Raw genomic sequence first — 11,883 nt, forward strand, 5'->3', positions numbered from 1 at the left:
CCAGCCCCCAGCGTGACGGCGCAAGCCGTCGAGACGATGCTATTAGGCTCGACCGCTGATCGCACGGGCGGAAGCCGGGGTTGACAGGGGATTTCCGGGTGTGTAGCCCGGAATGCCGTGGCCCGGGCGGTCTCCCAGGTGCGGCCGATAGGCTGGTCGGGTCGGCTCAGGGCGAGATGTGGGTTTGTGTGCCCGAGGGGCCGATGATGGGCGCCGCTCGGCGTGCATGACCATCATCAGAATGGCCCCGGCCGACGAATGTCCGGGTTGCTCGGGCGTGCGCTCGAGCGCTGTTCTCGTGTAAGAGAACCCAGAAGGACCATGCCCAAGAACAAGAAGCCGGCCGGAGGCCGGCCCGCTCGTAATTTCGATCCCCGCTACGCCGCGAAGACCAAGCATCGCCCGGGGGAGTCGTCGGCCGGAAAGGCCGGCAGCCGCAGCCCAGGCCACCGCGGATACCGCCCTGCCGAGGCCGAGGCGCCCAAGCGTCGCTGGACCGCGCAGGAGAAGGCCGGCCGCGATGAGTCGCGTGCCATCCGCGACGGTCACGGGTACCGCGGTGACGAGCGCGGCTTCCGCGACGACCGGTCAGCACGTCGCGACGACCGCGGTCAGCGTCCCGCCTACCGCGACGATCGCGCCCCGCGCCAGAACGACCGCGACGACCGCGGGTTCCGCGGTGCGCGGCAGAACGACCGCGACGAGCGTGGATACCGCGGTGCGCGGCAGAACGACCGCGACGACCGCGGGTTCCGCGGTGCGCGGCAGAACGACGGCGACGACCGCGGGTTCAGCGGCGGTCGCCGGGATGACCGCGCCCAGCGCCCCGCCTACCGGGACGACCGTGGCCCGCGTCACAACGACCGCGACGAGCGTGGATACCGCGGTGCCGACCGGGGTCAGCGTCCCGCCTACCGGGACGACCGGGGACCGCGTCAGAACGACAGCGACGAGCGCGGGTTCCGCGGCGCTCGGCAGAACGATCGGGACGACCGCGGGTTCCGCGGCGCTCGCCGGGACGACCGCGCCGAGCGCCCCGCCTCCCACGACGACCGCGGCCAGCGCCCCTCGTATCGGGATGACCGGCGTCAGCGCCCCTCGTATCGCGGCGATCGCCGGGACGACCGCGGGTTCGGCGACCGCCGTCCGGCCCGCCATGACGATCGCGCCGAGCGTGGATACCGCGGCGACAGCGCGCCTCGGCACAACGACCGCGATGACCGGGGGTTCCGCGGAGATCGTCGTGAGGATCGGGGTCAGCGCCCCTCGTATCGGGATGACCGCCGCGACGATCGTGGAGCGCGTCCGTCGTTCCGCGACGACCGTGGAGCGCGCTTCCGCGACACCCCGTCGCACACCGCGCGTCGCGACGACCGTCGTTCCTTCGATCGCCGTGACAACCACGCGTCTGTGCAGCATGAAGAGCACATCGACGTCGTCCACGAGAAGCTGCAGGCACAGGCGGTGCAGGCGGATGCCGGGGCCACGGCATCCTTCTCCGATCTCGGTCTCGGCGAGAACATCGTCCGCGTGCTCGCGAGTCTGGGCGCGGAGCACCCGTTCCCGATTCAGGCCGCGACGATCGGCCCCATCCTCGCCGGCAAGGACGTGCTCGGCCGCGGCCGCACGGGTTCGGGCAAGACGATCGCCTTCGGTGCTCCGTTGGTGGAGTCGATCCTGCGCTCGAAAGCGGGCGTCAAGCGCGAGTTCGGCCGTGCGCCGGTGGCGCTGATTCTTGCGCCGACGCGCGAGCTCGCCCTGCAGATCGACCGCACCGTGCAGCCGATCGCGCGGAGCGTGGGCTTGTTCACGACGCAGATCTACGGCGGCGTTCCGCAGGCGCGACAGGTCGGTGCGCTGAAGAAGGGCGTCGACATCATCATCGGCACCCCGGGCCGCATCGAGGACCTGCAGAATCAGGGCAAGCTCGACCTCTCGCAGGTGAGCGTGGTGGTGCTCGACGAGGCCGACCACATGTCTGAGCTCGGATTCCTCGAGCCGATGCAGCGCATTCTTCGTCTCGTCGCCGACGGCGCGCAGAAGCTGCTGTTCTCGGCCACGCTCGACCGCGAGGTCGCGGCGCTCGTCGACGAGTTCCTCGTGGAGCCCGCCGTCTACGAGGTCGCCGGCGAAGACCAGGAGTCGAGCACGATCGACCACCGCGTATTGGTCATCGACCATCGCGACAAGGCCGAGATCCTCAACTCGCTGGTCGACCGCGACGGTAAGACCCTCGTGTTCTCGCGCACGCGTGCGTACACGGAGATGCTCGCCGAGCAGTTCGAAGAGGCCGGGATCCGCGCCGTCGCCCTGCATGGCGATCTGAACCAGGCCAAGCGCTCGCGTAACCTCCAGCGGCTGACCGACGGCAAGGTGAACGTGCTGGTGGCGACGGATGTCGCCGCCCGCGGCATCCACGTCGACGACATCGATCTGGTGGTGCAGGCCGATGCGCCCAGCGAGTACAAGACGTATCTGCACCGCTCGGGACGTACCGGGCGCGCGGGACGCGCCGGCACCGTCGTGACGCTGGTGCCGCGCCAGCGGCAGCGCCGCATGTCGGAGATGCTCGAGCGCGCCGAGATCGAGGCGCCGTTCACACCGGCGCGCCCGGGTGACGATGTGCTCGAGGAACTCAGCGGCCGTCAGGTCGACCCGACCGTCTGATCCTCTGCGGGATCGGTATCGGGATCGAGCTCGGGCCGAATGCCCGGTCTCACATGTCGGAATACCCGTCCGGAGTCCAGCCCGTGGACCCCGGGCGGGTATTCCCTTCGGGCAGAGTCTCTGCCAGGATGGGGCCCACGTGTTTGTAAGGCGTACTGCCTAACGCCGGATGGATACGGCTCGATGACCCGCGTCGAGCGCACTCCCCGATCGAAGGAGCTTGTGAAGTGATCCCCCGCACTTCGCTGCTGGCCACCGCGCTGGCAGGAGCAGTGATCGTCGGCATGGTTGCGGCATCCCCCGCCACCGCCGAACCCGCGCCCGATACGGCATCCACGCCCACCACGACCGTCAACGGATACCGCAATGTCGGCTACTACGGCGGCTGGCAGGCGGCAGGCGACGCGAAAGCGACGCTGAAGAAGCTGTTCGTCGACCAGCCGACGGGCGAGAACATCACCCAGCTGAACTATTCGTTCGGCAACATCGCCGGGTCGCAGGAGGCGCTCGACGCCGCGCGCGACGACGGAGCCCAGGGCCTCGATGACGTCGACCCGTACACGTGCTTCATCTCGGACGTTGCCGCGCCCGCCGCGGGCGAGACAGAGGCCGCCGGTTCTGCGGCTGACGACTTCGTGCGCGCGTACGCGGCCGACGACGCCGTCTTGGGCGTCGCGGACGCCAAGAAGCAGAAGCTCGCGGGCAACTTCAATCAGCTGCGTGAGCTCAAGAAGCTGTACCCCGAGCTGAAGGTGAGCATCTCGCTCGGCGGGTGGTCGTGGTCGAAGTCGTTCTCGAAGGCGGTGGCGACGCCGGAGAGCCGCGCCAAGCTGGCCACGAGCTGCATTGATCTCTACATCAAGGGCAACCTGCCGCAGATCGACGGCCGCGGTGGCGACGGCGCCGCTGCCGGCATCTTCGACGGCTTCGACATCGACTGGGAGTGGCCGGGTGCACCCGACTGGGCGCAGGAAGTCGGTAACTCCGTCGATCCCGAGAACGATGCGGCGAACATGCTCGCGTTCGTGAAGGAGCTGCGTACGCAGCTCGATGCACTCTCGAGCAAGACCGGTGACGACTATGAGTTGTCGGCGTTCCTGCCGGCGAGCCCGACGGTGATCACTGCGGGCGGGTGGAGCGCACCTGAGCTGTTCCAGTACCTCGACTATGGCAACCTGCAGGGCTATGACCTGTGGGGCACCTGGTCGGCGACGACGGGGCATCAGGCCAACATCTATGGCGACCCCGCGCAGAACTGGGGCTTGGGGCTCGACACGATCGTCGCGTCGTACAAGGACGCCGGCGTCGACCCGGCTCAGCTGAACCTCGGCGTTCCCGCCTATGGGCAAGGCTGGAAGGATGCCGCGGCTGAGCCCTGGACGCCGGCGACGGGCATCGGTCAGCAATCGTACGATCAGCTGAAGGCCCGCAACCTCGAGATCCACCACGATTACGCGGCGAATGGGCACTACAACGCGACGTGGGGCTACGACGCCGAGGCGAAGGAGTTCTGGTCGTTCGACGACACGTTCTCGGTGGCGGAGAAGACCAAGTGGGCGATTCGTCAGGGACTCGGCGGCGTCGACTTCTGGGAGCTGAGCCAGGACCTCGACGGCAACCTGTCGGCGGCATCGGCGGCGGTCATGCGTGCTGCCGACAGCGGCCCGGTCGCCGGCGACGAGCTCACCTCGTGCACTCAGACGCCACAGGCGACGGCGCAGGCCTGGAATGCGCAGACGAAGTACGACACGGGTGATCGCGTGTTCTTCGGCGGACACGTGTATGAGGCGCTCTGGTATGCCAAGGGCAAGGCGCAGGAGCCGGGCGCATCCCACGTCGGTCCGTGGAGCACGCTGACGGCGTGCGGTGTGGATCCGGCGACGGTTCAGGCATGGGCGGCCGACCGCGTGTATCAGCGCGGAGACAAGGTGACCTACAAGGGCGTGACCTACACGGCGCAGTGGTGGACCCGTAACCAGAAGCCCGGCCAGCAGTGGGGCCCATGGCAGAGCTGAGCTGCATCTGAATCGCAACGCGCTGAATCGCAGCGCGCCGGGGCGGCCATCCTTCGGGGTGGCCGTTCTTGTCTTGACGCCGGTGTCGGGAGCGTGCGGAATGCGGTTGCGGGCGCGCTGTGGAACGCGTTGCCGGCACGTGATGTGTGCGTGTGTCATGGCGTCTCCGCGCGTCTTCAGAAGGGTGCTGGTTCGGGGATGAAGGTGAGGGTGCTGATGGGGGTGTCGGTGTAGTGGCGTCCAGTGGGGCTGGTCCATTGGAGGATGCCGTGGCCGAGTTGTTTGACGTGCCAGAGGGTGTGGTGTTTGACGATGTGGTGGGGTCGACAGAAGTCGCCGAGGTTCTCTTCGCTGGTGGGCCCTCCTAGGGCGGCGTCGATGGTGTGGTCTTGGTCGCAGTTCCAGGGTGGCCGGGTGCAGCCGGGGAAGCGGCAGTGTTGGTCTCTGACGTGCAGGAAGCGTTTGAGTTGTGCTGATGGTCGGTACCGGTCGACGGCGACTGGTTCTCCGGTGGAGGGGTGGGTGAGGACGCGGTCCCAGCCGGGGGCTCCGGCGGCGAGGCGTTTGGCTGTTGCCAGGTCGATGGGTCCGTGGCCTGCTAGGAGGGCGGGTTGTGTGGAGTGGCCGAGGAGGGTGAGGGCGGGGATGGTGATCTGCACGGTGGCGTGGATCGCGTCCAGGGCGTCTCCGTGGCCGGTGGGGGTGCCGGTCAGGAGGATGTCGGCGAGGATGTCGGCGCGTTTCTGGTCCATGGTCCGCGGGTCGGCGTCAGCGGCGTCGTTCCCGTCCGTGTCGTCGCTGGTGCAGGCGTCGGCGTGGGGGCCGGTGATCAGGGTGAACCAGGGTTCGCCGGTCTCACCACCGGTCTCCTCACCGGTGTCGGTCTGGCCGGCGTCGGAGACAGTCGCCTCCTGACCACCGGTGCCGGTCGTGCCGGAGTCGGCGCCGTCCGCGCCCGTGTCGGCATCGCCCACGTTGCTGTCGCTGGTCGCGTCCTTCTCGACGGTCGCGGCGGGGGCGTTCTTCGTGGTGCGGGTGAGGGTGTGGGCGGCGGCGGTGAGCCGGTCGTAGATCGCGTGGGCGAGCACGGCGGGGCCTTCGAAGATGACCTGCCCGCGGCCGTGGGGCAGATCGATCAGCCGCACGGACCGGTCTTCTTTGGAGCGTTCGATCTCGGCCTGCACGGTATCGGGGTCGATGCGTGCGGCGAGGATCTTCACGATCTTGCTGAGCCGGTACGGGGTCTCACTGGCCGCGGCGATCAGTGCCCGGTGCTCATACTCGGCACGTTTGTCCGGGTCGGCGATCAGGGTGCCGGCGTCGACGATCGTGTGCGCGTGGGCCAGATCGATCTGCCCCGCAGCCAGGGCGGTGTGGGTTTCGGGGAACATCTGCACCAGCAGGGACGCGGTGCCCATCCGGGACTGCACGGACCGGTCAGACAGTCGCATCGCCGCGGCCAGTTCCGCGGAGATCTCCCGTAACGGCAGGTCATGGGTGACCCGCAGGCCCCGCTCACGCCGGTCTGCTTCCCGCTCGATGACGACATCGACCGCCCGGGCGAGCAGCGAGGTCTCGTGCGCTTGCAGCGCGGCGATCTGCTTGCGGGTATCGACCAGGTCGGTTACGAGAGTGTCCAGCGTCCCCCAGATCCCCGACCGATTCACCGGGCCCGCCAGCGCGGCCGGCTCACACGGGTCGGCGGTCGGGTCCGCCGCCGGAGGGCACGAATCGACCGATGTCTCTCCAGGAGTGGCGCCGGGCCCGCTCGAGGACGGAACGTCGCCCCCGGAAGCACGCGGCTCACTCGACCCACCCGGGTCGACCGGGTCCGGCTCTGCCGGGTCGGGAGACTGCGGGAGGGAAGACACGAGAACCACACTCCAGACGAACGCCAATGATGATGGGCGTGTCCGCGGCGTCTGAACGAAAGGAACCGACCGAACAGTCGACTCCGCGTGATGATCCTGGCCTCGGTGCTGCTTCACGATTCGCGGACCTGCGATATAAATCAAGACTAGCACATATCCACGAATGTGCAACCAAGAGGAGTGAGAGAACGCTCATACGTAACATCGGCTGCCCCCGTGTGATGGTGAGCAAGGCCAGTACCACTGCACGCTCCGTCGTCGGCGATTGTGCCAGTCGCCGACTCGGACGTCACGTCCTCGCATCCACCTCGGACGCGAACGCTCTTACCGATCTGGCCGCGGCCTCCGGCGGCGCCCCGGGCGAGTGACGCGCCCTGTGTACGCCGGCCATAAGCTGAACAGATGCGACGTCACCACCCTGAGCAGCCCTCGTCGTTGCGCGGCCGTGCGGTCGACGATGCGGAAGTGACGTCTCCTCTGCCTCTCAGGCCGACTGACGCACAACTGCTCATCCGCCGCGTCGGCGGCGGCGGCGACCGGCGGCCCTTGTATGAGGTCGCCTCCTTTCCGCATGGTCGCGCTGAAGCGCCTGCATTCGACACCGTGTCGCCGCACCCGCTCAGCGAGCTGCCGTTCCGCATCCACCCGACCGATCAGGCGGACATCATGAACGTCACCGACCGTGCGGCCGACGAGCGCGACAGCCGCTTCGTCGCCTGGTGGGCGTGACCGTCGGACGAGCTCGCTCGCAGAAGCAGGCTCGCTCGCAGAAGCAGGCTTGCCCACAGAACAGCCCAACCCGCCGAGCAGCCCGCCCCTCAGAAGAGGCGGTCGGCTGCGGCATCCACTCGTCTCGGCGAAGCCGCACCCCGCGGTGCAGCGAGCGACGTCGTCACCACCGGCCCGGTCACCGCGCGCCGCGGCTGATCGTCTTCAAGCCTTCCGTCGAGGCCGTGTGCGCGCAGCAGTGGGCGCACCCGCTTGCCGAGCCACGCGCGATAACCCTTCGGCGCGTACGCCGCGACGCCGGGATACAGTCCGCGATACGACGACACGAGTTCAGGATGCTGTTGCCCGAGCCACTGCAGGAACCATCCCTTCGCTCCCGGGCGCAGATGCAACGCCCCGAACACCACCCGCACCGCGCCGGCGGCCCTGATGCGGGCCAGCGCGTCGTCGAGCATCCGGATCGAATCGGTCAGATGCGGCAGGATCGGCATGAGAAACACCGTGACCGCGAACCCCGCATCGGTCGCCGCGCGCACGGTCTGCAGCCGTGCCGCCGTCGACGGCGTGCCCGGCTCGACCGAGTGCTGCAGCGTGTCATCGAAGATCGCGATCGACATCGCGAGCGACACGGGGACGTGGGATGCCGCATCCACGAGCTGTGGCAGATCCCGGCGCAGCAGCGTGCCCTTCGTGAGGATCGAGAACGGCGTGCCCGATTCGGCGAGGGCGTCGATGATGCCCGGCATGAGCCGGTACCGGCCTTCTGCGCGCTGATACGGGTCGGTGTTGGTGCCCAGCGCCACGGGTTCGCGCCCCCACGTTCCTCGCGAGAGCTCGTGGCGCAGCACGTCGGCGACGTTCACCTTGACGACCACCTGTGAATCGAAATCGTGTCCGGCGTCGAGGTCGAGGTATTCGTGGGTGCCGCGGGCAAAGCAATAACTGCACGCGTGACTGCAGCCCCGATACGGGTTGACGGTCCAGTCGAACGGCATCGCCGACGAGCTCGGCACCCGGTTCAGCGCGCTCTTGCTCATCACCTCGTGGAACGTCACGCCGGCGAATTCGGGCGTCGTCACGGAGCGGACGAACCCGCTCAGCCGCTCCATACCGGGCAGAGCTGCGGCATCCGTCGCCCCCACATCCTGCCCCTGCCACCGCATTTCACAATGGGAACAGATCTACGAGACAATGTCAACATCGATGGTCGGAGTGTCGAATCCTGGGAGCGCTCTCGACCTGGAGCGAATCAAGGGGGCAGAATAGATCGGGTGACGGCCCCCGACCCGCACGATTCCTCCGTGATGCACGCGCCCCTGACGCGGCGTGCATTGCGTGAAGCGCGCGCTCAGGCCGACCTCGCCGAACGTGCCGACACGGCGACCATCCAGACACTGCCGATCCCGATCGTGCAGCCCGACGACGACGGACCATCGCACCCCCCGATCTTCAAGCCGCCGCCACCTCCGCTGCCACCGGGCGGTCTACGGCCGGTGCTGCGCCCTCTGACCACCGAGCACGCGCACGCGCGACACGCGCGCAAACCGCGCGTCGGTCTCACGGCGCGCATCAGTGTCGCAGCCGCATCGGCGCTCGTTCTCGCCGGGGCGGGATCTGCGTTCGCGCTTTCGCAGCTTCCCGACCAGAACGTGTCGGTGACCGCCGGGAGCACGCTGGTCGCCGACATCACCGGGTCGAAGGTCGGCCCGCGCATGGTCGATCCCACCGGCCAGGCCACGAAGACTCCCGCGGCCCAGCGCGACGATACCGTGCCGTCGTTCGACCAGTCGCTCGCATCGATCGCCCTGTGCGACACGGACGACTTCACCACAGCGCTGAAGAACGGCGACGACGCGGCTGCGATCCGCGCGGCGGGCGGCGCTGAGCCGTTCCGCGACGCCGTCGCAGACGGGCAGGCGCCGTGTGTGCCGCTGACCGACCCCACGCACGTCTGGGTCGTCGTCGACAAGGCGCACGCGCTCGATCCCAAGGACTACGCGCCTTCGCCACGCCAGCAGCCCGGTGACATGAAGAGCCTCGACGGCAGCGGGCTGCGCACCGATGCCGCCGACGCGCTCACGGCCCTCGACAAGGCTGTGCGCAAGGCGGGCGCAGGACAGATAGCGCTGAACAGCGGCTACCGCTCGTACAAGACGCAGATCGGCAACTACGGCACGCAGAAGGAGCAGCGTGGCACCAAGGGCGCCGATGCCGTCAGCGCGCGTCCCGGCTACAGCGAGCACCAGACCGGTCTCGCGGCCGACATCGTGCCGTGCACAGGCGGATCGTGCGCGACCCTCGACGACGTCGCCGACAGCGCCCAGGGCGACTGGCTCGTCAAGAACTCCTGGAAATACGGCTGGATCGTCCGCTATGAGAAGGGCGAGACCGGCGTCACCGGCTACGCGCCCGAGCCGTGGCACTTGCGGTACATCGGCCGCGATCTCGCCGAGGCGTACCAAGACGGCGGCTACCGCACGCTCGAGCAGTTCTTCGGGCTGCCGGCCGCGCCCGACTACGCCGACTGAGCGGTGCTCCGGACGGCCGGAAGTCGTCAAGACTCGCTCTTGTGCGCTCCGGCCACGCCGAGCAGCTCACATCCGCCATTCCTTGTAGGCGGCACTGAATGCCATCGTGATTGACACTGGATACCGCGTAGGATCGACCGTGCCGCGACGTTGAATCCCTGTCGCGAGCTCGACGAAGAGAGAGGTTCCGCCCGCCATGGAACGGGAGATCTACGACGAAGACCACGAGGCGTTCCGCGACGTCGTCAAGGAGTTCCTCAAGCGCTACGCGACCAACGACAAGCGCGAGCAGTGGGACCGCGACGGCGAGATCGACCGCGACACCATGCTCGCCGCAGGCGAGGCCGGCATCATCGGCCTGTCCGTTCCGGAGGAGTTCGGGGGAGCCGGGATGCTGCAGGACTACCGGTTCCGCTCGATTGTGCTCGAGGAGACCATCCAGGCGGGGCAGGGCTCGCTCGCCGGTGCCTTCGGCATCCAGGACGACCTGGCTGTGCCGTACCTCGTGCACATGGGCACGCCCGAGCAGAAGCAGAAGTGGCTGCCGAAGATGGCGACCGGCGAGATCCTCGGTGCGCTCGCGATGACCGAGCCCGGCGCCGGCAGTGACCTGCGGGGCATCAAAACCACCGCCAAGAAGGTCGACGGCGGCTACATCGTCAACGGTGCGAAGACGTTCATCTCCAGCGGCAAGACCGCCGACGTCGTCGTCACGTTCGTCAAGACCGGCGAGGGCAACCGCCCCGACGCGTTCAGCCTCGTGCTCATCGAGGACGGCATGGAGGGCTTCGAGCACGGCAACAAGCTCAACAAGGTCGGCTTCCACGGGTGGGACACCGCCGAGCTCAGCTTCACCGATGTGTTCGTGCCCGACGAGAACCTCATCGGGGGCGCCGAGGGCAAGGGCTTCATCCAGCTGATGATGAACCTGCCGCTCGAGCGGCTGTCGATCGGCGTCGCGGCGGCGGCTGCCGGCGAGGCGGCGCTGAAGTGGACGCTCGACTACACGCTGAGCCGTGAGGCTTTCGGGCAGCCGGTCGCCGACTTCCAGAACACGCGCTTCTCGCTGGCTGACATGGCCACGACCGTCGACGTGATGTGGACCTATGTCGACCGCGCGATGATGCTCTACAAGGACCGCAAGCTCAGCCCCGAAGAGGCCGCGAAGGTCAAGTTCTGGGCGACCGAGCGCGAGTGGGAGCTGCTCGACCTGGGCGTGCAGCTGCACGGCGGCTACGGCTACATGCTCGAGTACCCGATCGCCCGTGCGTGGACCGACGCCCGTGTGCACCGCATCTACGGTGGGACCAACGAGGTCATGCGCGAGATCGTCGCGCGTCAGGTGACCGGTCGCAAGTAGCCGACGGTTCGGGATGCCGCGGCCCCGCGCTCATGGAGCGCCCGGGGCCGCGGCATCCGTCATTCTGACGCCGACGCAGCGCCGGTGCGCGCGATCACCGCGACCGCACGCGCGAGCTCGTCGCCGGTGGGAACCGCATCGGGGCTGAGCAGCCAGAGCGTGCCGAGGCCCTGTGCGAGCGCGAAGTCGAGTTTCGCGACGGCCTCGGCGTCGGCGGCGCTCAGCTCGGGGCGCACCGACCGGAGGTTTTCGGCGATGCCCTGATGCCCGTGTGCGGTGGCCTCGGCGAGGCCTCGCGCGCCGCCCTCGCTGCGCAGTGCCCGTGCGGCGTTCTCGAGGCTGGCCAGCAGCGTCTCGTGGTGGGTGGCGAAGATTTCGGGCATCTGATTCCAGAGCGCGGCGAATCCTTCGAGGAGCGGCTCGGCGGCATGTTCGGCGACCGCCTCTTCCATCTCATCGCCCAGGCCGCTGCCCAGTGACTGGGCGAGTGCCTCGGTGATGAGCTGCTCCTTCGAGCCGAAGTGGTAGCCGATCGCCGCCAGGCTGACCCCCGCCGTGCTTGCGATCTCGCGCGCCGTGGCCTTGGCCACGCCCTGTTCGAGGATCACCCGGCGCGCGCCGGCGAGAAGGTCTTCGCGGTTTCCCATGCTCCGATCCTAGAGCGATTTAGACATACGTACTAGACAAACGTCTCAGATCTCTGTTAGACATCT

Annotated in this window: 8 protein-coding genes; 5 read left to right on the forward strand and 3 right to left on the reverse strand. The window is 68.3% G+C overall.

Translation table 11 applies throughout. From position 1 onward, the window contains the following. Positions 1-321: 321 nt before the first annotated feature. Together PU630_RS00665 and PU630_RS00670 are read left to right on the forward strand one after the other, a co-directional pair. Complete coding sequence (locus tag PU630_RS00665; RefSeq protein ID WP_275278431.1) at positions 322-2,667, forward strand: DEAD/DEAH box helicase; 2,346 nt, start codon at positions 322-324, stop codon at positions 2,665-2,667. A gap of 227 nt (positions 2,668-2,894) precedes the next feature. Next, positions 2,895-4,682 (forward strand): glycosyl hydrolase family 18 protein, encoded by a 1,788-nt coding sequence (locus tag PU630_RS00670; RefSeq protein ID WP_275278432.1) that lies wholly within the window; start codon positions 2,895-2,897, stop codon positions 4,680-4,682. Positions 4,683-4,858: 176 nt separating this feature from the next. On the opposite strand, the gene PU630_RS00675 is transcribed toward PU630_RS00670, so the two are convergent. Then, positions 4,859-6,349 carry an HNH endonuclease signature motif containing protein gene (locus PU630_RS00675; RefSeq protein WP_275278433.1) on the reverse strand — a complete coding sequence of 497 codons (1,491 nt, stop codon included), beginning with the start codon at positions 6,347-6,349 and terminating at the stop codon, positions 4,859-4,861. Between the two features lie 606 nt (positions 6,350-6,955). Between PU630_RS00675 and PU630_RS00680 the strand changes: the two genes are divergently transcribed. Beyond that, positions 6,956-7,282, forward strand: coding sequence for a hypothetical protein (locus tag PU630_RS00680; protein ID WP_275278434.1), 327 nt, complete (start codon positions 6,956-6,958; stop codon positions 7,280-7,282). Positions 7,283-7,371: 89 nt separating this feature from the next. Here PU630_RS00680 and PU630_RS00685 read toward each other — a convergent pair whose 3' ends face one another. Then, positions 7,372-8,445 carry an Rv2578c family radical SAM protein gene (locus tag PU630_RS00685; protein WP_275278435.1) on the reverse strand — a complete coding sequence of 358 codons (1,074 nt, stop codon included), beginning with the start codon at positions 8,443-8,445 and terminating at the stop codon, positions 7,372-7,374. A 141-nt stretch (positions 8,446-8,586) separates the two neighbouring features. Here PU630_RS00685 and PU630_RS00690 point away from each other — a divergent pair, with 141 nt between their 5' ends. Then, positions 8,587-9,810: a M15 family metallopeptidase gene (locus PU630_RS00690; protein ID WP_275280143.1), complete on the forward strand. Its 1,224-nt coding sequence runs from the start codon at positions 8,587-8,589 to the stop codon at positions 9,808-9,810. A 196-nt stretch (positions 9,811-10,006) separates the two neighbouring features. Continuing rightward, positions 10,007-11,170 carry an acyl-CoA dehydrogenase family protein gene (locus PU630_RS00695; protein WP_275278436.1) on the forward strand — a complete coding sequence of 388 codons (1,164 nt, stop codon included), beginning with the start codon at positions 10,007-10,009 and terminating at the stop codon, positions 11,168-11,170. Positions 11,171-11,229: 59 nt separating this feature from the next. On the opposite strand, the gene PU630_RS00700 is transcribed toward PU630_RS00695, so the two are convergent. Continuing rightward, the gene (locus PU630_RS00700) at positions 11,230-11,817 is read right to left on the reverse strand and encodes a TetR/AcrR family transcriptional regulator (protein WP_275278437.1); all 588 of its coding nucleotides are present in this window, start codon (positions 11,815-11,817) and stop codon (positions 11,230-11,232) included. Positions 11,818-11,883 lie beyond the last annotated feature (66 nt).

The organism is Microbacterium horticulturae (assembly GCF_029094505.1).
Classification (GTDB): domain Bacteria; phylum Actinomycetota; class Actinomycetes; order Actinomycetales; family Microbacteriaceae; genus Microbacterium; species Microbacterium horticulturae.